Annotated in this window: 21 protein-coding genes and 1 tRNA gene; 13 read left to right on the forward strand and 9 right to left on the reverse strand. The window is 35.4% G+C overall.

Annotated elements, in window-relative coordinates; translation table 11 throughout:
• Positions 1-50: 50 nt before the first annotated feature.
• The 8 genes from ACTQX6_RS01780 to ACTQX6_RS01815 all read right to left on the reverse strand — a co-directional run bounded on the left by ACTQX6_RS01780 (position 51) and on the right by ACTQX6_RS01815 (position 7,252).
• Positions 51-374: a TrbC/VirB2 family protein gene (locus ACTQX6_RS01780; RefSeq protein WP_441657311.1), complete on the reverse strand. Its 324-nt coding sequence runs from the start codon at positions 372-374 to the stop codon at positions 51-53.
• A 2-nt stretch (positions 375-376) separates the two neighbouring features.
• Positions 377-2,713, reverse strand: a complete 2,337-nt coding sequence (locus ACTQX6_RS01785; protein WP_441657310.1) for a VaFE repeat-containing surface-anchored protein — start codon at positions 2,711-2,713, stop codon at positions 377-379.
• 89 nt (positions 2,714-2,802) lie between these two features.
• Positions 2,803-3,819, reverse strand: a complete 1,017-nt coding sequence (locus ACTQX6_RS01790) for a hypothetical protein (protein WP_441657309.1) — start codon at positions 3,817-3,819, stop codon at positions 2,803-2,805.
• A gap of 34 nt (positions 3,820-3,853) precedes the next feature.
• Complete coding sequence (locus tag ACTQX6_RS01795) at positions 3,854-4,276, reverse strand: hypothetical protein (protein WP_441657308.1); 423 nt, start codon at positions 4,274-4,276, stop codon at positions 3,854-3,856.
• A gap of 214 nt (positions 4,277-4,490) precedes the next feature.
• Positions 4,491-5,027 carry a helix-turn-helix domain-containing protein gene (locus tag ACTQX6_RS01800; protein WP_441657307.1) on the reverse strand — a complete coding sequence of 179 codons (537 nt, stop codon included), beginning with the start codon at positions 5,025-5,027 and terminating at the stop codon, positions 4,491-4,493.
• A 554-nt stretch (positions 5,028-5,581) separates the two neighbouring features.
• Positions 5,582-5,827: a hypothetical protein gene (locus tag ACTQX6_RS01805; protein WP_441657306.1), complete on the reverse strand. Its 246-nt coding sequence runs from the start codon at positions 5,825-5,827 to the stop codon at positions 5,582-5,584.
• A 248-nt stretch (positions 5,828-6,075) separates the two neighbouring features.
• Positions 6,076-6,149: transfer RNA gene (locus ACTQX6_RS01810), tRNA-Thr, on the reverse strand.
• A gap of 161 nt (positions 6,150-6,310) precedes the next feature.
• Positions 6,311-7,252, reverse strand: a complete 942-nt coding sequence (locus ACTQX6_RS01815) for an EcsC family protein (RefSeq protein WP_195222974.1) — start codon at positions 7,250-7,252, stop codon at positions 6,311-6,313.
• 168 nt (positions 7,253-7,420) lie between these two features.
• Here ACTQX6_RS01815 and ACTQX6_RS01820 point away from each other — a divergent pair, with 168 nt between their 5' ends.
• The 12 genes from ACTQX6_RS01820 (at position 7,421) to ACTQX6_RS01875 (ending at position 18,889) form a co-directional block, all read left to right on the forward strand.
• Entirely contained in the window at positions 7,421-8,056 is a 636-nt protein-coding gene (locus tag ACTQX6_RS01820; protein WP_195222975.1) for a DUF4230 domain-containing protein, read from the forward strand.
• Between the two features lie 100 nt (positions 8,057-8,156).
• Positions 8,157-9,500: a hypothetical protein gene (locus ACTQX6_RS01825; RefSeq protein WP_441657305.1), complete on the forward strand. Its 1,344-nt coding sequence runs from the start codon at positions 8,157-8,159 to the stop codon at positions 9,498-9,500.
• Between the two features lie 174 nt (positions 9,501-9,674).
• Positions 9,675-10,010 (forward strand): MerR family transcriptional regulator, encoded by a 336-nt coding sequence (locus tag ACTQX6_RS01830; RefSeq protein ID WP_303971482.1) that lies wholly within the window; start codon positions 9,675-9,677, stop codon positions 10,008-10,010.
• Between the two features lies 1 nt (position 10,011).
• Entirely contained in the window at positions 10,012-10,860 is an 849-nt protein-coding gene (locus ACTQX6_RS01835) for a DUF6591 domain-containing protein (RefSeq protein ID WP_294686831.1), read from the forward strand.
• Between the two features lie 306 nt (positions 10,861-11,166).
• The gene (locus ACTQX6_RS01840; protein ID WP_022790277.1) at positions 11,167-11,451 is read left to right on the forward strand and encodes an HU family DNA-binding protein; all 285 of its coding nucleotides are present in this window, start codon (positions 11,167-11,169) and stop codon (positions 11,449-11,451) included.
• A gap of 124 nt (positions 11,452-11,575) precedes the next feature.
• Entirely contained in the window at positions 11,576-13,171 is a 1,596-nt protein-coding gene (locus tag ACTQX6_RS01845; RefSeq protein WP_294686835.1) for a putative manganese-dependent inorganic diphosphatase, read from the forward strand.
• A gap of 2 nt (positions 13,172-13,173) precedes the next feature.
• Positions 13,174-14,373, forward strand: coding sequence for a peptidase T (gene pepT / locus ACTQX6_RS01850; protein WP_441657304.1), 1,200 nt, complete (start codon positions 13,174-13,176; stop codon positions 14,371-14,373).
• A 117-nt stretch (positions 14,374-14,490) separates the two neighbouring features.
• Positions 14,491-15,150 (forward strand): hypothetical protein, encoded by a 660-nt coding sequence (locus ACTQX6_RS01855; protein WP_117446410.1) that lies wholly within the window; start codon positions 14,491-14,493, stop codon positions 15,148-15,150.
• Positions 15,151-15,188: 38 nt separating this feature from the next.
• Complete coding sequence (locus ACTQX6_RS01860; RefSeq protein ID WP_441657303.1) at positions 15,189-16,364, forward strand: NAD(P)-dependent malic enzyme; 1,176 nt, start codon at positions 15,189-15,191, stop codon at positions 16,362-16,364.
• Positions 16,361-17,212 (forward strand): patatin-like phospholipase family protein, encoded by an 852-nt coding sequence (locus ACTQX6_RS01865; RefSeq protein WP_294686841.1) that lies wholly within the window; start codon positions 16,361-16,363, stop codon positions 17,210-17,212. The genes ACTQX6_RS01860 and ACTQX6_RS01865 overlap by 4 nt, the downstream gene beginning before the upstream one ends.
• Positions 17,213-17,242: 30 nt before the next feature.
• Positions 17,243-18,013: a Cof-type HAD-IIB family hydrolase gene (locus tag ACTQX6_RS01870; protein WP_294686842.1), complete on the forward strand. Its 771-nt coding sequence runs from the start codon at positions 17,243-17,245 to the stop codon at positions 18,011-18,013.
• 12 nt (positions 18,014-18,025) lie between these two features.
• Positions 18,026-18,889 carry an aldose epimerase family protein gene (locus ACTQX6_RS01875; RefSeq protein ID WP_320863255.1) on the forward strand — a complete coding sequence of 288 codons (864 nt, stop codon included), beginning with the start codon at positions 18,026-18,028 and terminating at the stop codon, positions 18,887-18,889.
• An 18-nt stretch (positions 18,890-18,907) separates the two neighbouring features.
• Here the strand turns inward: ACTQX6_RS01875 and ACTQX6_RS01880 are convergent, their stop codons facing one another.
• Positions 18,908-19,474 carry a hypothetical protein gene (locus tag ACTQX6_RS01880; RefSeq protein ID WP_168964828.1) on the reverse strand — a complete coding sequence of 189 codons (567 nt, stop codon included), beginning with the start codon at positions 19,472-19,474 and terminating at the stop codon, positions 18,908-18,910.
• Positions 19,475-19,650: 176 nt separating this feature from the next.
• On the opposite strand from ACTQX6_RS01880, the gene ACTQX6_RS01885 reads away from it, so the two are divergent.
• A complete protein-coding gene (locus tag ACTQX6_RS01885; protein WP_441657302.1) occupies positions 19,651-20,829 on the forward strand; it encodes an SIS domain-containing protein in 1,179 nt (392 codons plus the stop codon).
• Positions 20,830-20,846 lie beyond the last annotated feature (17 nt).

The raw sequence follows: 20,846 nt of genomic DNA on the forward strand, positions 1-20,846 counted from the left end.
CCGCAAAAAGAAGAAAAGCACACCAGTTTTTCCTGATGTGCTTATTCTGATTAGATACCGCTTTTGAATGCATTCCAAATCGGACTCGCATATTTCAAAATAAAATATCCAATCGCCACATATACAATGACTTGTTTTGCAAGGTCTTTTTTACCAATGGCGTACATCGCACCACAAATAACGACTGCCACCAATCCCAGAACATCAATCAATCCCAGTGCCTGTTGTTCTGCTGTGTTTGCCAAATTCTGTGCCTTTTCCCCTAAACTTTCTGCATGGGCAGTCAATGTTTCCTGAAGAAGCATTGTTCCCCCAGCAAACAGGGAAGTGAAACCATAAACGAATTTGTTTTTCCATGTTTTTAATTTATGCACGTTTATTTCCTCTCTTTTCTATCATGTGTCAATCTATAAATCATCATTCCAAACCCTACTAATGCAGAACTCATCAATAAAGCTTTCATGGAAGTTTCAGCCATATTTGTTGCCGTATCTACAGGTGGTGTAGTAGGTGGAAAATTGATAGTTACAGTCTGTCCTTCATCTTCCAAATCTTCATGACTTGTCAAAAGGTTTCCTTCCATGTCATAGACTTTTTCAAAAACCACTAAGTCTTTCCCAGCCAATTTGTCAGAATCCACTGTGAAGGTGATTTCTACAGAACCAGAGCGTTCCGTCAATTCAATTTCTTTTTCAACTGTCAAACCTTCGATTTCCTTACCTGTCATTTTGTCTATAATTGTTCCTACAAACTTATAGGTTGCTGGCGGGAAGTTCTCGTATTCGACAACATCCTTTAATTCAACTTCACCTTTCGGTACAATTTCTTTTTCGCCATCAATAGAAGCGGTTGTTCCAATTTTGTAATCATGCGGTTTCACTGTAACCGTTTGGTTTTCATCTTCTAAGTCCTCATGGCTTACATATAGGTTTCCATCTTTATCAAAAACCTTTTCAAAAACAACTAAATCCTTTCCAGCGATTTTGTCAGAATTTACTTTCATTTCTACTACAAATTCACCGTCTATTTTCTGAATGTCCACCTTTGTAGTTTGCTTCAACCCCTCAATCGCTTCACCAGTTTCTTTGTCCATGATAGTTGTTTCGACTTTATAAGTTCCTTTTTTAAAGTTCTTATATGAGATTTCATCTTTCAATGTTATTTCACCTTTCGGTGCAATTTCTTTTTCACCATCAATAGAAGCCGTTGTTCCAATGGATGGCATTTCATTTTCATCCACCATCTTTACAATCTGGATTTCTTGATTTCCTTTTACTGTGAAATGTACATCCCTTGCCAGTTCAACACCATTTGGAGCATGAATTTCCTGTAAGATATATTCATGTCCTACTTTTAATCCACGAACTTCTAATGGCTTTCCGTCTGTTACCCAGACTTTTTGATCATCAGAATCCGTTTCGTTATAGTTGAACTTCACCTTTTTATTTGTTTCACCATCCAATAATTGAAGCGTTGCTCCCTTAACAGGATTTCCTTTTGAATCCACTTTGTTTAATTGAATTTTTGAAACACTATCTTCACCAGTAACTGTTAAATGAACAATTCCATTTTCATCCGCATTATTTGAATCAAATCCAAAAGGTATATTTCCATCTAAAGTTCCTTCAGTAAAATTGCCTAAATGGTATCCTGTTGGTGCTTTTGTTTCTTTCAGTGTATAGGTAATAGGGGTTTTACCATCTGGAAGTCTTGTATAAAGTCCTGAAATTTCATTTGAACCTTTTCCAGCTTCCCATGTCAAAGTTCCCATATTTTCACCTGTATCATCTCGAATGACATCATAGCTTGCAGAATCTAAAGAACCTAAGCCTTGTGCCTGTTCTTTGGTTTCTTTATCCTGTTTTTCTACTTTGATAGAACCTGTGATAACTTTTGTACGAACTCTTATTGTTCGAGGGTCTTTACCTTTTAGCATTGCTACATTTTGAGAAGTAGGAGAAACATAAGCTAAACTAGTTCCTGAATTATCGAATCCGTAAAGTTTAAACATTAAGCCTCCATTAGCAGAATCACCATTTTCAGCCCATATTTTTAATGTATTACCATTCTGTTCACAGTGAATTCCCTGAACGTCATTTAATTTATAATTTTCAAAAACTCCATTTACATCAGTTAAAGTTTGTGCATATTCTTTTCCGTATCCATATAGAATAACATTTGATTTATGAAATGAAACAGCTGTATCATAAACTCTCAATCTTTCATTAATTTGATTGATTTTTTCTTGAATATCAGGATGAATATGTGTTACTAATCCTGGTCTTACTTCTTGCCAAATGCGAATTTGTGTTGCGTAGTCCATTTCATCCGAAATATCACCATTAAATCCATAACCTAAAGCAGAAATCCAAGCTAATCTTTTAGCTTGTTCTGGACTTCCTGTGTATGTTCCTAAATCCTGTGCGGAATAATCACCAGCACCATGGATAGCTGCTCTTAAAGGGTCAATACAATATACTTTTTGTCCGTTGATTGAAAATTTAGCATACACATCTGAATCGTAGCCATCATTTACAGGTTGAGTAAATCCAGTAGCCCATTTATAAGATTTATTTGTTGTCAATCCATAAGGCACTTGCACATTTAAAGTATATTTATCCTGTGCATGAACTGTAGCAGTAAATATAGAAAATATTGTTAGTACCGAAGCGAAAACCTTTAATCCTGTTTTGCACCTTTTCTTGATGTTCATAAATACTCCTTTCTCTTAAAAGAAAAAGCACATCAATTTATTTTTCTGATGTGCTTATCTATAGAAAGTGAGGTTTAATTTTATGAATATTATTGATATAAAGAAACAATATAATACCAAGTTCCAGCTTCTGTTGTTTGTCCTAAAACACTGTATCTATCATATTTAGAATCCCAACCACTAATCATTGATTCTCCATATGCTGTTGCTTCTGCTTCTGTTCTAAAAGCCCCAGCTGGGATTGTATCATCCAATGGCTTAGATGGTTGTATTGGTTGTGTAGTGCTTCCAGAATTACCATTACCTGTATTATTGTTTACAGGTGTAGATGGTTGTGTTGGTTGTGTAGTATTTCCAGAATTACCATTACCTGTATTATTCGTTGAAGCCTGTTGTTTCTGTACTTCCTGTTGTTTTACTTCTTTAGTTTCCTTAGTTTTCTTAGACATTGGAGTTTCACCCTTTTCAGGTTTTGTTAACTCTTCTATCTTTTCCTTCGCTTCTTCCGTAGAAACAACTGTAACTTTTGATTCTTTTTCCTCTTTGTTATCGTACTTGTCGGTTGCAATAACATTGATTTCATAAGAACCTACTTTGGAAACATCCAGCCCCTTATCTTCAACTTTAATTGTAGTTTCGCTCAAATCATCTGCTTTGAAATAATCTTCCAATTTTACATTTTCTGCATTTTGTTCAATCTTGATTTCTTCTTTGAAATCCTTGAATTTTGGTGGGGAAGTATCTTTGACTTCCAGATTCACAGTTTCTTTTTCTTTATCTAATGACAATTCCACTTCATACTTGCCAACATCCAAGAAATCCTTGTCCTTGGATGTAACTGTTTCTTTCTCCTTGTCATAAGTATATTTCTCTGAATCTGTCTTTAAATCGCTTTTTACAGATACTTCCTTTAATACTTTCTTTGGAGTATCCTTTTTCAAAAACTCTTTAGCGCTTAAAGATACAGTATCACCTAATTCAATTACTTTTTCTTTTGACTGAACGTGCAATTTTGCTTGATTGAATTGTGTTAATCCGAAAATACCAATCAATACTGCAATTCCTACACCAGAACCTATTACAATGTTTCTTGTTTTCTTATTCATAAAATTTCACTCACTTTCTCTTTTATTGTTTTACCTATTTATTCACTTGAGGTTGTTTGTTTCTAACCAGTTTTGTTGCGATAAAACGTCTGGAAATTGGATATCTTTCAAAATCTCCTGAACCTGATTTTCCAGCGGATTCAGTCATTAAACAATTCTCAAAATCCACTTCATCCATATCAGCCAATCCCAAAGGCAATTCATCTGCAACTGTTACCTCGATTGTATCTTTCAATGCTAATGACATAACTCGCACACGATACCCTGAAATATCATTTGTCCGTCTGCCATTCACATAAGCTGTAACTACTTCTGAATCCAAATACAAGAACTTTCCATTAAATAAATCAGATAATTTCTTAACTCCTTTTGTCAAATATCCGTTCTTATTCAGTTCTACAATATTGGAAACATCAATCGCACCATTTTTTAATTCTGTAACTTGAATACTAGCCATAATTCTTTTAATTTCTCCTTCTGTTTTTCTTTTTAGCTTTTTCTATATAGAGATTCTTACTAACCTAGTTTCAAGTATCTGTAACTAGGTATAGTTTAGCATTTTTTTTTTGCTGATTCCATATTGTTCATATTTTTATGATAGGAATTACAACAGTAACAGTTCTATTTCTTCCTTTTTTTCTAAGGGGGCAATATCATATAATGCTTTTTTTTCAATTTACATCATCCTTTCTGTAGAATGAGTTTCCCAAAGTCTTATATAAGATATTCAAATCTTTTATAGAAACATTCAGACAAGCCATAAGTGTTAAAATATCCTCAAATCCAACCATACTGTTATCAGTTTCTATAGACATGATTTTTGATTCAGAAAGTCCACTTTGTTCAGAACATTCTTTCAAAGTAAGATTTCTGCTTAAACGATAGCTTCTTAAAAGTTTGCCCAGTGAATCTGGAACAATTTCGTTGTAATACCATTCAATACCCATTTCATCTTTAAAATTTGAATATTCAATCTTTGCATTTTCGAATAATTCTGTATCCTGTATCTCATCCAAAGGAATCCGTAAGATACGTGCAAATATCAATGCATTCTTTTTTGTTATTTCATATCGCGGTTTTCCGTTCAAATAACAATACACTGTATTGTCACTTACATTTAAAACGCTCACCATCTTTTTTATGAAATCTGGTTTATGTGTGTATCGAATTGATACATAGTCATTTAATAATTCATGAATTGCTTTCATTTGTTTCTATCACACCTTTCTGTCTATACATCATCATCTCATCTCGTTTTTTTTTTTGTTGCAGTATGTACTTCTTTTCCTCACTTTCTTCTTTAATAGGGGTCTTACATGAAGAGAGATATTAAGTGAGTCAGAACTTCAAAGCCCCTGATTTTTTTCTTCTCACTTTCTTCTTTTTTTTTGAAAGGATAAAGGGTCTTACATGGAATCTAATATTTCTAGAGGTATGAAGCTTTTTTTTGTACAAATTTTTGATTCCAATGCCCTTGTGATTATCCTTGAATATTTCTTAACAATCTGATATATTGTGTTCAGGGAGTGAATTGGGTATCACTCTTTTTTTTATTTTATAATTTCAATAATTATTTCAATCAAACGTCTGATTGCATGAATCAAAAGTCTGACTTCTCTTAAAAAGATTGTCACCTTTTCCATCAGCAACCCCTTTCTAATTCCGTTCCGCACGAAGCCCTTAACGTCTTTATACTAAGGATTTTTAGAATGTTTCACTCCCTGAACAGGGGACTTACATGATTTCTCAATGCCCCAAATTTTTAACCATGTTTTCTTTCGCTTACTCTTTTATCAATTTCCTTTCTGTATCTCTGTTTTTCTGATTCATAACACTTTAAGTGTCCAGCGCAATAAATCCAGTCATTATCTGAATGTGAATAGTGTTCTTTGACACTATCAAGCATTTCACGAATTTCTTTATATGAATAACCTATTTGATGTAATAACCTTTCTGTTTCAGAAAGACCATTTTTATCAATCAGCTTTATTACTTCTTCTAATTTCATCTTCTTTTCTCACTTTTCTCTTTTTTTCTCAATATCAGCATTTCCTAAAAAGAAAAGGCACACCAGATATTTCTAATGTGCCTATACAAAATTCTATGTTTCAGATAAGCACCTATTCACTTGTCAAAGAACGAGTGAAACTATTATGATTCGCTTATCTTTAGATTTTTAATATTTATATAAAAGAAAAACGAACCACTTACTGACAAATAAATAATTCATCAATAAGCGGTTCGTATTAACTACGATGGTGCCTGCACGCGGAATTGAACCACGAGTTCATCCTTACCATGGATGTGTATTACCATTATACTATGCAGGCATTTGAGGCCTCTCTATTGTGCCATTGATTTCAAAAAAAATCAACTGAAATCATAAAAAGGCTACAAACTTTACCAAACGAAAAAACATGAACCGTAGTGAAGATCTCAAAAAAATAAAATTGTACTGTTAATAAAAGATAAGCGATTAAGAAAGTCTTAATTATTTATTTGTAAAAGATGTCATTTCTGAAACAAGCGTAGTTTCTTCTTGGCTTGCCTCATGAGTTGGGTTGCTAAGAGTAGTGTCTTCTAAAGAATTTTTAAGTTTTAAACAACATGGTTTAAAGGAAATGTAAGTTATTCCACCTCCAATTACACCTCCAACTACCGGAATGGCCTTTTTAAAAAAGCCAGAGAATACTTGTTTAGTCATATTTACGCCAAACCATTTTGAAATACTTTTAACTATCGGATATATGGTGCCTTTTGTAAGAGCGGCTTTCATCATCTTTTTTTGAACACCATCAGCAAAAGCTTTTGCTAATGCTTTTATAGCGGTATTGGCACCTTGGACACCATACATTGTTCCTAAACATAAGATTAATATATTCAATGTTTCGGAATCAAACTTTTGATTATTTTCATTAGTGTCAATTTCAGGGAAACCGTAAAGATACATCAGTTTTTGAGCAGCACGTAACATATATCCATAATATTGCACGATATCAGCAGGAATAGTTGCGACCATAGAAATACCTCCTGGCATACCTAATGCAGCTGAAATACCAGAAACACAATTCCGTTCGTATTGAATGACTTGATCAGCAATTCTATTTATATCTTCTATAGAAATTCCAGCTTGAGCCGGTGTTAAGGAAATGGCTTTCTCTATGATATCTTTAGGAAACTTTTTCATAAACTCAGCACGTAAGAATTCTTCACGTTGAATACGAACACCCGGTGTTTTCAAGCCCAGAATAATAAAGTCTTCAATATCTACTTGTCCATTTCCATTGGTATCAATTGCCTTTACAACGGATTGCTGCGCATCGTTGACCTTATCTTTAGTATAGGATGCGATAGATGAGACTGTTGAATGTGTTGAATCAATAGCTTTTTTAGCATTATTTTTTAATGTATTTATTTGAATTTTGTTTTTCATGATTTCTAATCTCCGTTCTCTTTAATATAACAAAATAATAGCAAAATTACTGTGTAAAGATAGATTGGATTAAGTTTTTGATTTTATACAGAATCATCTATAAAAATACTCTTGTCTAAAGTCCGCTAGAGACTATATACTGATTTTGTTAAGTAGGAGGAATAGATTATGGATAAAAGGATTGAAGAAGGAAAAAGGAGCAAGCATAGTAAGACATCTAAAGTTTTAAAATTTCTTACCTCCAAGGGAATTATCATATTTATTTTGATCATTTGTGTTTTTGGGACAGGGATAGGATTAGGGAAAAGCTTTTTTACAGATTCTAAGACTACAAAACTAGGCTTTGAGGATATAGGAGAATTAGCAACGCAAAATGCGTACAGTTCTAATGTTAGCGTAATTGATCAGTCGCGAGATTTATTTGGGTTTGAAATTCCATTTACACAAAGTAAGTATGTATTTAGTTATGATACTGTCATTAAAGCAGGAATTAACTTTAGTGATATCACATGGAAAGTGGACGAAGATAACAAGAAAATTCAAATAAATTTGCCGGAGGCTAAAGTTTTAAGTAACGAAATTGATGAGCATTCACTGAAGGTATATTACGAGTCAGAAAGTATTTTTACGAATATTGAATTAGAAGAAACAAATAAAGCTTTGTCAAATTTAAAAGAGACAGCGCAAAAGGATGCTATAGAGAATGGTTTGCTTGATAATGCAATTGCAAATGCAAAAACTCTTGTTAAAAATTTTGTTGGGCAAGTATATGATTTAAATACATATCAAATTGAATTTGAATAGGAGAATAGTGATTATGAAGAAAAAAATAATGACTTTTATTATAGGCGTTATTATTATAGTTGTTTTGTTTTATATGTATCTTGCATTTACACGTTAAATTATGATTTTTAAGAATAAGCTGTTATCTTCACCATATGATTTAGATCAAAATAAAGTGGAGACTTTTTCGCTAACTTCGTTGTCAAAAGAAATTTATAATATAACACAAACGATATATGGGTTATATAAATCTGGGGAAGTTATCAAAGTAGAAAATGGAAGTAAAGAATTATATCTGGATGCTGGTGCCATAGACGATACAGTGTGGTTTAGAAGTGTTCCGGAAATTAGAGAAATCTTATATCGAAATCGCAAGAGCGATGGTTTATATCCTATACAGTTTTCTTTGAATAAATTTTTGTTTCAACTTGGATTGAAAGAGCCGATAGATTCGAAAAACAATACAGAGTATCTCAAACTTTTATATCTCTTTTACATAATGCATTACTTTATTTTTCCTCATCAGAATTTATTTAAAAATTGGAAGCATCAAAATTTCGACTTTGAACAAGGATATGATGATGGAGCATTGGATGCAGAGCCATTGCATTTTTTGATGAATCAACTTTTATCAAATTTTGATGCACTGGAATCTTATTGCCTTCATCATATAGCTATTGATTCCATGATGAATTCTTTGAATGGTTTTATAGTAGAAAATCAAAGGATGCCTATAAGTATAAGGGATTATGAAGTACCTCATACTTTGATAATTCAAATGTTGTATTTGTGTGATCGTTATAATATCTGCGCTTATTGCCAAGATTTACGAAAAACACTTACATCCATTGTTTTAGAGGAAATCATTCCTACACCTAATGTTCCGCCTTTTCCAAATTGGAAATATCAATATTTACGCATGGAAGAATTAGATGCTTTTTTTATGAGCAATGCTTTTTATTGGTTTTGTACACAATCTACAAAAAATGTCGCATCAAGGGAACGAATAAAGTTTGCACAGAATAACGCTGTAAAGAATTTAAAGCAGATGATTAAAAATGATCGAATATGGATGGAGAACAATCAGTCAGGATTATTGATCGAAGTCATTGATAAAGAAGAAGTGATTTATGCCTTACGGGCTGCCAGCGCAGTGAAAACGTATTGGGATATTGCTAAAAATAGCAAATTACGGTTGTTAATAGGGAAATATAAAAGATCATTATCTACTTTATTACTTCATCCACAACGTAAAGTTTATCACTCATTAAGTGAAAGATTCTTTATCTTAATGTGTCACATTGAATATGACTTGGTGACGAAAGATATAGAAAATTATGATGTTTTTTATGAACGAATTACCAAAGAAACCATCTTTTTAAATTTAATCTTTGCCGCGTATCAGCAGCCATCATATGAGGATTGCGAGAATTTTCTAAGAGATATATTATTTAATCTTTCATAAACAGGATAGTAACAATTCCTGTTTTTTTGTCCAAAACTTTTGTAACTTTTGCCTTTATAGATATAAATTGCCATGTGATACAGTGACAGTGACCTCAAGGAGCAAAGTATCAGGCCTGTTTGTACTCTTTACTCTCGAGTTGGGTCGAGTGGTACATTGTTACAAAAGAAAGAAATGGGATATTCAATGTTAAAAATCAAAGAATTTGCTCAGCTATGTGGCTGTAGTATTTATACGTTACGTTATTATGATGAAATTGATGTATTGAAACCGGCATATGTTGATGCAAAGTCAGGGTATCGATTTTATGAAGAAGAACAAATCAAAGAGTTTAATCAAATCAAACGATTTCAGGAGATTGGGTTTTCCATTGGTGAATTTAAAGCACTGCAGGGAAAGGAGGAAGAGGATATACTTAGGGAAATACAATCAAAAATTGAGCATATGAAAAAAAATGCATATAAGGCAAATGAATTAATGAAAATGTATAAGGGTAAAAGAGAGGTTTAAAATGAAAAAAAGAAGTGTATTAGCTTTGGTATTGGCATTTGTTTTGGCTGGATGTTCGAGCGCAGATATAGAGACTCAACTATCATCAGAAAATAACAAAAACGGAGATGTATCAATAGAAGACATTGACTGGAATATTGAAGAACAAATCCGAGATAATGATCGTTTTGTTTTAATGGATTATACCAATAATTCAGATGTTGTTCTTGTCGGATTTAAACTGGATTTTAAAGAAAAAAAGGATGTGAAAGAAGAAGTAAAAACAAGTCTTCTTGAACAAATTCAACAAGATGTTGGACTTAGTGATGAACAGATGGAACATTTTTATGATCGTCCGCTAGAAATGTATGCCAAATCTGAAAAAATTGTAAATCCCGAGGAAAGCGTGACAGGACAAAATTGTTATTATTATCAAGGATATGTGTATTTAAAAAATCCAGATTTATATGAACTCGTGGAGCCTGATATTGCAACGATTCAATATCTAAAAGATGATGAAATCTATACAGAATACTACGATTTTCACAAGAAAAAATATTCGTTAGAGGAGAAAACAGAAGAAGCTGATTATTGGACAGATTCAGAACTTGGAAAATTAATCACTAGACCAAAGGATAAAATAGTTCGTAGTGATTTAGATATAGAAAACGCATTTTCGTTTAAAATAGAGGGTTCATCCCAAGAAGATTTTGAATCCTATGTAGAAGATTGCATTGGAAAGGGATTCACAGTAGATAGTTTAAGATCAGATATGAATTATTCGGCAAATAATGAAGATGGATATGATTTATATATATCGCATGATGCAGATCAAGAGGTAATTGACGTTAATATTTCATCTCCGCAATAAAATGATTGCAGAATTGCTTTTTCGCAAATAGGTATCTACCAGATAAATATCATTTTCACAGACACAAAATTTATATAACGTAAAAACTTATCTTTTAACTTTGACTAAGTTAAAATACAAAAAAATAAGTTAAAAGAAGATGAAGAACTATTTATTAACGAATTTGTAATTTTTGTTAAATATAAATTGAGGGTTACAAAATACTTTTTATTGGAACAAAATTATGCGTTCCCGTTGATAAAATATTGCAATAAGTTATGGATAATGATATGATTTCCACCGTAGTAAAAAAAGGAGGACATTTTCATGTCAGAAGTAGTAAGTAAAAAAGACTTAGTTGAAAAAATGGCTGAAGAATGTGGGGTATCTAAAAAAGATGCAACTGCATACGTTAAATTCTTGCTTGACGAAATTACAAACACACTTGTTCAAAAAGGAACAGTAGATTTGAACGGATTTGGAAAATTTACGGTAACAGAAAGAGCTGCTCGTAAAGGAATCAATCCTTTGACAAAAGAATCTATTGAAATTCCGGCATCTAATGCAGTGAAGTTCAAGCCAAGCAAAGCTTTAAAAGATGCAGTAAAATAAGGGTTATCCTACCACATAATTATTGTTTGAGAGATAGATGAAGTTAAGGCAGACACAAAATTGTCTGCTTTTTTCTTTGGTCAATTATTGGTATAATGAGATGTAGTTGAAAAGGAGATGTATCATGACTTCACCGGTTTATATTGTAGGTCATAAAAATCCGGATACGGATTCTATTTGTTCTGCTATGGCGTTAGCCGAGCTCAAGCAGAAAATGGGAATGCATGCGGTTGCTGCTCGTATCGGACACTTAAATCCGGAAACCAGTTTTATTATAAAAAAATTAGAGCTGGATCCACCTTTGTATATGACGACAGCCAAAAATACGTTGGCTGAAATAGAGATTGACGAGGCAATCACGATTCCTCGCCATGAAACTCTGCGCCATGGATGGGATTTGTGTCTGGATAAGGCAAAAGCACTCTATGTAGTGGATGACAATGATAATTATATTGGTATGGCTACCATTGGTGATGTTTCTAAAGTGCAAATGCAGGATCTAAATATCACGAAGGATCTGTTAAAGGAAACACCGTTAGAAAATATCGTAAAATGTTTGAAGGGAAGTTTCATCTTAAAAGGAACTTTGCCGATGAGTGGAGAAGTTCGCATTTCGGACAAAAAGCTCATGGAGCGTGATCTGGAAGGTGCTATCATGGTTTTAAGCGACCATGAGGATGATATGATCAAGAGTATGGCTAAAGGTTGTGCTGTGATCGTGATCGCGGAAAGCTTTGTTCCTAACGATTATATTATTGAAATGGCTAGAAAGTATGGGGTAACTCTTATTTCGACCAACTATAATACAATGAAGATCATTCAGATGATCTATCGAAGCATCCCGATCGAATTGATCATGACACCGGCCAGTGCGATCACATCCTTTAATCGCGGAGAGTTTTTGGAGGATGTGGAACGGGAAATGTTGAAGTCTCGTCATTCCAGCTATCCGGTATTGGAAAAAGGGAAAATCGTTGGTTCCGTGGCACGTTATCATATTTTAAAAGCAGAGAAGAAAAAGTTTATTTTGGTGGATCATAACGAAAAGAAACAAGCAATCAACGACATTGACAGTGCTTATATCTTGGAAATTGTCGATCATCATCGTATTGGTGATATCGAGACGGATCATCCGATTCAGTTCAGAAATATGATCGTAGGCAGTTCTTGTACGATCGTTGGTTTGATGTATCATGAAATGAATATCAAAATGTCGGATACGGCAGCGCGTTTGATTGCCTATGGCATTATTAGTGATACGATGAATTTTAATTCGCCGACATGTACGCAGATCGATAAAGATTTGGCAAAACGTATTGAAAAAGAACATGGTATCGATTTTGATGCGATGGCTAAAGAACTATTTGCCAATACCGCTACGATTCAAGATAAAAGTTTTGATACGATTTTACATAGAGATTCTAAAGAATATACTTTATCGGGAAAACGTGTGGCGATCTCACAGGTATTTATTTTTGATTTAGATGTAGTGGATCAGATCCGAGATGACTTTTTGAAGTACATGGAAGAAGAAAATAAAATGCGTCATTTAGATTTGTTACTGATGGTATTTACCAATGTGGAAGGCAAGGGAAGTCGCTTCCTTTATGTCGGAGAGCTTTCTCATGCGATAAAAGGATTAGTGGATTCTTTTACCAAAATGGGATATGTATCGCGTAAAAAACAAATCGTGCCAAGATTGGCTCAGGAGTTAGCATAATTATGAGTGTTACAGAAAAATTTTTACATTATGTATCGTTTGATACCCAATCCGATCCGGAAAGTACAACAGCGCCAAGTACAGAAAAACAGCTGGTGCTGGCAAAAGAGTTGGAAAAAGAATGCAAAACTTTAGGATTTCAAAAGGTGATGGTGGATCCACATGGGATCGTATATGCGACATTGGAGGCAAATGATGAAAGTCTTCCTTCCTTTGGCTTTTGTGCGCATATGGATACGGCTACGGAATTAAGCGGAAAAGACATTCATCCTCGAATCATTGAAAACTATGATGGTTCCACGATCGTTTTAAACGATCAATATCAAATGGATTGTAAAAAGTATCCGGCTTTATCCAACTGTATCGGTGATGATTTAATTGTGACCGATGGAAATACTTTGCTTGGTGGCGATGATAAAGCGGGTATTGCGATCATCATGCAGGCTGTAGATGAAATGATCAAAGAAAATCTGCCACATGGAAAGATCATCGTGGCCTTTACCCCTGATGAAGAAGTGGGACGGGGAACAGAGAATTTTGATTTAGAACAATTCCAGGTTGATTTTGCCTATACCGTTGATGGGGGCCGAATTGATGCCATTGATTATGAAAACTTTAATGCCGCTCAGGCTAAAATCACGATTACCGGCAATACGATCCATCCGGGCTATGCCAAAGATAAAATGATCAATGCTTGTCTTTTAGCACACGAGTTGATCGAAGCATTCCCAAAACAGGAAACACCGGCGCATACAGAAAACAGAGAGGGTTTCTATCATTTGTTGGAGATGGAAGGAACTTGCGAAAGTGTCAGTCTGGCGTATATTATTCGTGATCATGACTTTGAAAAATTTACGGCCAGAAAGCAGTTTGTTCAAGATGTAATCAATTCTTTGAATCAGAAGTATGGCGATCGTTTCCAGTTGGAAATGCAGGATCAGTATTACAATATGGTACAATTTATGCATGGTGACATGCGTTCTGTGACAAGGGCAAAGGAAGCCTTGGCAGCCTGTGGTCTTGATCCGGTTTCCATACCAACACGTGGCGGAACCGATGGAGCTATGTTGACGGAAAAAGGATGCATTTGCCCGAATTTTGGTACAGGATCTTATAATCATCATGGTCGATATGAATTCTGCAGTATCAATCAGATGGAAACCATGGTTCAGGTTTTAAAAACATTGATGCAAAAGCCTTAGAAATTCTGAGGCTTTTTGTACTTTTTAATGCTTTAGAATCTAAAATATCACCTTTTATTTACAAACACTCTTTTTTAGTTTATTCTGTAAACAGACAATTTAGTAAGGGTGAAAATTATGTATTATGTCGTAGCAACCGTATTGTTAGTATTATGCTTACTGGGAATTCCCTATCTTATGCGCAGGAAAGTATGGAAAAATTTAAATTTGGAAATCATGAACAATGATTTTGATACCTATTATTTTACGATTGATTCACTCAAAGCACAGCTAAGTATGAGTGCATTTGAAAGAGAAAACATGCGTTTGAGCGGTTATATTGCGCAGGATCGTAAAGATGATGTGGAACAGCAATTGTCTATGATGATGAATATGCGTATCAAAAAAAATCAGAAATTGGCGGTCTATGAACGTGCGTTTTATTATTATCTGCAGTTAGGACGAGCCAAAAAAACCAAAGACATGATGGAATTGGTACGATCTATTGATGCAGAAAGGGCCGAAGATTTAGATATACAGTATAGTATTTTGATCAAAAAAGAAAGTAAGTATATTCCTGAAGTTGTGGCTAAGATTGATCACTTATGGGATGGAAAAAGTGAAATGGAACCGCAAAAGGAACTGGCGGTGGGAACACTAGAGTATTTATTGGGCTTACAGTATTCCTATAAAAATGATACCGAAAACATGAAAAAGGTGTTTGCATCGGCTTTGAAGCATTGCGCCGGTACACCTTATGAAGATTCAATAAAACAGATCATGGAGCAAAAAGCATAGAGTAGTCTATGTTTTTTCTGTTTGAGAGGAGAGAGTTTATGGATTACGCAAAAGAAGCTTTACGTTTACACAAAGAATGGCAGGGGAAACTGGAAACGGTTGCCAAGATGAAGATTGAAACCAAAGATGATCTTTCTTTGGCCTATACACCCGGTGTTGCGGCACCGTGTCTGGAAATTGAAAAAGATAAAAGTCAATCTTATATCTACACGGGTAGAGGACATACGATTGCGGTCATAAGTGATGGAAGTGCGGTACTGGGGCTTGGAAATATTGGACCAGAAGCCGGTATGCCGGTCATGGAAGGAAAATGCGTTTTATTCAAAGCTTTAGGTGGTCTAGATGCTGTTCCACTTTGTTTAAATACACAGGATACGGATGAACTGGTCAATATTATTGCAGCTTTGGAGCCAAGCTTTGGCGGTATCAATTTAGAGGATATCGCGGCCCCTCGTTGTTTTGAAATTGAAAAACGCTTACAGGAGCGTATGAATATTCCGGTCTTCCATGATGACCAACATGGAACAGCCATTGTGGTTTGTTCTGCTTTGGTCAACGCTTTGCGCTTAGTAAAAAAAGAGAATCCGACCATTGTGATCAATGGTGCCGGCAGTGCCGGTTGTGCGATTGCCCGTTTGATCTTAGATTTAGAGCTTGGCAATGTGGTCTTAGTCGATCGACAAGGCATTCTTGTGGAAGGAATGAATCTGACAAGTGGACAAGAAGCACTTCTTTCAAGATTGAACAAGGAACATAAAAAAGGCGATTTAAGTGAGGCTTTAAAAGGAGCTGATGTCTTTATTGGTGTCAGTGCCGGCCACATTGTTTCTAAAGAGATGATTGCCAGTATGAATGAAAAGGCTATTGTTTTACCAATGGCCAATCCGATTCCGGAAATCGAGCCGGAGGATGCCAAAGAAGCCGGAGCTTATATTGTAGGAACCGGACGAAGCGATCATCCAAATCAGATCAACAACGTATTAGCCTTTCCGGGCATCTTTAAAGGCGCATTGGATGCTCAGGCAACACAGATCAACGGTGCGATGAAAAAGGCTGCTGTGTATGCGATTGCCTCTATGGTGGATGAAAAGGAACTGTGTCCTGAACATATCATTGTTTCGGCTTTGAATAAAAGAGTAGTGCCGGTCGTGGCTAAGACCGTCAAGCAAGCCGCTATGGATTCCGGTGTCATTAGAAAGTGGGACAAAGAATGATTCAGGCAGGGCTGGTCTGCGAAGGAGGAGGCACGAAAGCCGCCTATTCGGCCGGTGCTTTAAAATGCTTTCTGGAACATAAGATTTATGTACCTTATTGTGTCGGTATTTCGGCAGGAAGCGAAATTTTGTTGAGCTATACTTCTCGACAGATGTATCGCATGGAGGTAACCGGTATCGAAGCACCTTGTCAAAAAGGTGTAGTTGGTCTTCGCCCTTTTCTAAAAGAAAGAAATATCTTTGGTATTGAAGCTACAAATGATTTTATCGAAAGTAAGGCGCCTTTAGATTTTAAGGCTTTAAAAGAAAGCACAACGACCATGGAGATCGGTTTATACAATATGGAAACGCATCAGGTGGAATATTATGATCAAAGTTATGTCGATCCCAGTCAGACATTGATCAAAGCCAGCTGTGCTTTGTTGATATTGTGTAGGCCTTACATGTTTCGAGGTATTCAATATATGGATGCCGGCTTGATAGATATGATCAGTATCCATCAGAGCATTCGCCATGGCAATCAAAAACATATCATTGTTTCCACCAAAGAAGAAGGATATGTAAGAAAACCAGCTCCTTCGTATCAATTAAAACTGGCAAAATGGTTATACAAGGATGAGCGGATCGTAGAAGATCTAAAAAAGCGTCATGAACGATATAACGAACAATGGAACACGATTCACGCATTGGAACAAGAAGGGAAGGCCCTTGTTCTTCGACCCCATAAGGATCTGGGAGTGACTCGTTATACAACAGATCCCAAAAAGCTTCGACCGTGGTTTCAACTAGGCTATGATGAGACACTGGAGCGACTGGATCAAATTAAAGAATTTTTAGAAATCGAGTGAATTCTCGATTTTTTTAATTATAATGTAAGTATGAGTACAGGATATTTTTTTGATTTAGACGGAACTTTGTATTCTAATCATACACATTCCGTCAGCAATCATACGATAGAAGCTTTATCAAAACTACAAAACAAGGGAAATAAAGTCTTTTTGGCGACAAGTCGTACCCTTAGAGAATTGGATCATTTACCGCAAGCCATGCGAGATTTTCCTTTTGATGCCCGTATTATGGATGGAGGAAGTCGGATCATGGATGCCGATCAAAATGATTTACGGTGTGTATTTCTATCATCAAAAACGATGCATTCGATCGATGCGTTCTGTAAAGAAAACCATTTGATCTATCGCTATAGCACATGTTCAGAAAATCTTTGGGGCACTAAGCCAAATCTGTATGCACATCGCGCTTATTTTGATCTCTATCTTTGTGCGCCATCCTATAAACCATATCAAAAGGACAAGGTATTAAATGTACTTGTCTTTTTAAAGGCAGAGGATCAAAAGAAACTGCAGCCTTTATTAAAAGATTGTGGTATTGTACATTTTGATCATGCGATGGAGATACGAGCCAATCATGTTGATAAAATTGAAGCCATTCAATGGTGTAAAGAAAGATTTGATTTAGATACGCTGATCTGTTTTGGAGATGGACAAAATGACATTGAGATGATACGACAGGCCGATTTAGGTATCTGTATGCAGAACGGACATCCGAATTTAAAAAAGGTGGCTGATCTTGTGATTGGGGATGTCAGTGAAGATGGAATTTATCAGTTTCTAAAAGAAAGTCATAGAATATAGGAGGCGAGCGATATGGCATACGTATTAGAAAATGAACAATGTAGAGTGGAATGTATAGAAAGAGCCGGACAGATTCAGCATTTCCTGGATAAAGATCGTCAGGTGGAAATCATGTATCAGGGAGATCAAGGCTGGTCCGGATTAAATCCGACATTATTTCCCATCGTAGGAAATACATGGGCAAAAGACTATAAAATCAATGGACAAACATATGCGATGAAAAACCATGGTTTGATTCGCTATGCCGATCTTGTCGGAAAACAGGAAAAAGATGCCATCGTCTTCACCTATGATTCCAATGAAGAAACGCGCAAACAATATCCTTTTGATTTTCATTATGATATGAAATATCGTCTGGAAGGTAAAAAATTATATATTGATTATACGATCACAAATACAGGAAACGAAATCATGCCTTTTACCTTTGGTCTGCATCCAGCTTTCCGTATCCCGCAAGAAAAAGGAGAAGCGTTTGAAGACTATGCTTTTGTGTTTGAAAAAGAAGAACATGCCAAGCAATTTGTGATGGATCCAACCGGACAAACACCGTATTCTTTAAAGGATGTGGCTTTTAAAGAATGGAAATGCAGTCGTCAAGATATTGAAGAAGCAGCAACGATCATTTATCAAGATTTACAGTCCAAGTATTTAACAGTTTGTTGGAAGAAAGAACCACGTCTTCGCTTTGATTTCGAGCAATTCCCATACCTTGCGATCTGGACACATCCAACCACATCGGATTTTATCTGTATCGAACCATGGTATGGTCATGCCGACTTTGAACCCGGACATGATGATTTCTATCAAAGAGAAGGCACAATGTTGTTGAAGCCACAGGAAACATTTACGACTGGATACTCTTTTGAAGCTCTATAAATAAAAAGAAAGCGAGATTTAATTTCTCGCTTTCTGACGTTTTTTCACTTTCAATAAAACCAATAATTGAAATACGGCATAAACCAGACATACACCTAATACTGCCCAGGAAGCCAAAGTATACATTCCTGTATATCCGGAATAATAGCTGTTATAGACAATCAGTACGCCAATTGCCACATATAGAACTGTTTTGAGGAGTACTTTGTTTGTTCCCTGCATTTCAAAATTATCGTAATAACCACTATATTCCTGCGGTGTAAAGTGTTTTACGGGCTGTTCATTTTGCAGGAATTTATAAAATTTAAATTCCATGAAGATCCAGATCAACAACGAAATGAATATAGTAACCCACCAGGGAATGCTAAACCAGTCACTTAATAGGGTAAATAATACAACAAATACCGAAATAACCAAAATATACCTTTTTCTGTATAAGTCAAACGTTTTAAAATCATAGACAGGTATATAAACAGCCTTCTTTAAAAAAGGGTGCTTATAGATTGTTCTGCTCTTTTTATCTTGATAGATATTAAAACCTACGGGAGGTGTGATTTCTTGTTGAATGTTTGTTTTTTTTGCCATAATTCACGCTCTCTTTCCTTTGGTAATTATAAGAGAAATTGAAAGGGAATACAAATGGAATAGAAAAAATACAACAAATTTGTACATTTTAATAATAATCATTTTATATTATTTAAAAAGTTAAAAAATAGTTTATAATGAAATCAGTACAAAACAGTCGAGAAAGAGGAGGCAAAATGATGTTTGGAAAAGAAAAAAAAGCTTGGGAAGAACTGACAGGAATTTATACAGCACAGGAAATCTACCAGCAGCCTGCAACTTGGGCAAAAACAATTGCACAGATCAAAAATGAAAAAGAAGCATTGAAGAATTTCTTGGAACCAGTATTGACTGGGGGAGATGTAGAAATCATCTTTACCGGTGCCGGGACGAGTGAATACGTTGGAAATGCGGTATATTCTTATGTAAACCGTTATACCGACTTCCATGTCAGCAGCTATGCTTCAACTGATATTGTAGAAACACCGGAAAATTATTTATCAAGAGATAAGAAAACGCTATTGATCAACTTTGCGCGTTCTGGAAATTCTCCGGAAAGTGTAGGAAGTGTACAGATGGCTGAAGAAGTCTGCAAAGAAAATGTATCTCATTTGTTTATCACTTGTAATGAAAATGGTGCTTTATCAAAAATGGCAAAAGAAATGGATAATGCCTACTGCATCAATTTGACACCGGAAACACACGATCAAAGCTTTGCGATGACTTCCAGCTTCTCCAATATGTATTTGGCAAGCGTATTGTGCTTCCGTTTGGATGCTTTAGATGAAATGGAAAGCGAAATGCAGACCGTCATTGAACAAGGACAGAAATTCCTGGATGAAGGATATGCTACATTAGTGGATTTAATCAATGATTTTGATTATCGTCGTTTGATTTATTTAGGAGCCAACTGCTTAAAAGGGGTAGCGCAGGAAAGCCAGTTAAAGACATGTGAATTGACGGCTGGACAGGTTGCGACTTTCTTTGATAGCCCATTAGGATTCCGTCATGGACCAAAATCAGTGATCAATGATGAAGCATTGACAGTTGTCTATGTATCGGATGATGCGTATCAAAGACAATATGAATATGATTTGATCCAAGAAATGAGCGGGCAGAGAAAGAAAAACCGTATTTTGGCTGTAGCTGCGCATGAATATTCGGAAATTCGTGAATTGGTCGATACGTATGTTAATTTTGATCTGAATGCAGATAAAGACAATATCTTCTTAGGTTTGGACTATATCTTGGCAGCGCAGGTTCTGGGATTGTTTAAATCGATCTCTATGGGATGCACACCAGATAATCCATGTCCAACCGGAGAAGTAAACCGTGTTGTTCAGGGTGTAACAATCTATAAATATACAGCAGAATAAGAAGGAGGAACAAAAGA

Source organism: Faecalicoccus sp. LCP19S3_E2 (assembly GCF_052121255.1).
GTDB lineage: Bacteria > Bacillota_I > Bacilli_A > Erysipelotrichales > Erysipelotrichaceae > Faecalicoccus.

Bases quoted from the DNA above. Each gene is read 5' to 3' on its own strand.
- pepT (WP_441657304.1), top strand. From the start codon at position 13,174: ATGAGTGTTACAGAAAAATTTTTACATTATGTATCGTTTGATACCCAA.
- ACTQX6_RS01825 (WP_441657305.1), top strand. From the start codon at position 8,157: ATGATTTTTAAGAATAAGCTGTTATCTTCACCATATGATTTAGATCAA.
- ACTQX6_RS01815 (WP_195222974.1), bottom strand. From the start codon at position 7,252: ATGAAAAACAAAATTCAAATAAATACATTAAAAAATAATGCTAAAAAA.
- ACTQX6_RS01800 (WP_441657307.1), bottom strand. From the start codon at position 5,027: ATGAAAGCAATTCATGAATTATTAAATGACTATGTATCAATTCGATAC.
- ACTQX6_RS01820 (WP_195222975.1), top strand. From the start codon at position 7,421: ATGGATAAAAGGATTGAAGAAGGAAAAAGGAGCAAGCATAGTAAGACA.
- ACTQX6_RS01865 (WP_294686841.1), top strand. From the start codon at position 16,361: ATGATTCAGGCAGGGCTGGTCTGCGAAGGAGGAGGCACGAAAGCCGCC.
- ACTQX6_RS01790 (WP_441657309.1), bottom strand. From the start codon at position 3,819: ATGAATAAGAAAACAAGAAACATTGTAATAGGTTCTGGTGTAGGAATT.
- ACTQX6_RS01795 (WP_441657308.1), bottom strand. From the start codon at position 4,276: ATGGCTAGTATTCAAGTTACAGAATTAAAAAATGGTGCGATTGATGTT.
- ACTQX6_RS01840 (WP_022790277.1), top strand. From the start codon at position 11,167: ATGTCAGAAGTAGTAAGTAAAAAAGACTTAGTTGAAAAAATGGCTGAA.
- ACTQX6_RS01885 (WP_441657302.1), top strand. From the start codon at position 19,651: ATGATGTTTGGAAAAGAAAAAAAAGCTTGGGAAGAACTGACAGGAATT.
- ACTQX6_RS01835 (WP_294686831.1), top strand. From the start codon at position 10,012: ATGAAAAAAAGAAGTGTATTAGCTTTGGTATTGGCATTTGTTTTGGCT.
- ACTQX6_RS01855 (WP_117446410.1), top strand. From the start codon at position 14,491: ATGTATTATGTCGTAGCAACCGTATTGTTAGTATTATGCTTACTGGGA.
- ACTQX6_RS01870 (WP_294686842.1), top strand. From the start codon at position 17,243: ATGAGTACAGGATATTTTTTTGATTTAGACGGAACTTTGTATTCTAAT.
- ACTQX6_RS01875 (WP_320863255.1), top strand. From the start codon at position 18,026: ATGGCATACGTATTAGAAAATGAACAATGTAGAGTGGAATGTATAGAA.
- ACTQX6_RS01830 (WP_303971482.1), top strand. From the start codon at position 9,675: ATGGGATATTCAATGTTAAAAATCAAAGAATTTGCTCAGCTATGTGGC.
- ACTQX6_RS01785 (WP_441657310.1), bottom strand. From the start codon at position 2,713: ATGAACATCAAGAAAAGGTGCAAAACAGGATTAAAGGTTTTCGCTTCG.
- ACTQX6_RS01845 (WP_294686835.1), top strand. From the start codon at position 11,576: ATGACTTCACCGGTTTATATTGTAGGTCATAAAAATCCGGATACGGAT.
- ACTQX6_RS01860 (WP_441657303.1), top strand. From the start codon at position 15,189: ATGGATTACGCAAAAGAAGCTTTACGTTTACACAAAGAATGGCAGGGG.
- ACTQX6_RS01880 (WP_168964828.1), bottom strand. From the start codon at position 19,474: ATGGCAAAAAAAACAAACATTCAACAAGAAATCACACCTCCCGTAGGT.
- ACTQX6_RS01805 (WP_441657306.1), bottom strand. From the start codon at position 5,827: ATGAAATTAGAAGAAGTAATAAAGCTGATTGATAAAAATGGTCTTTCT.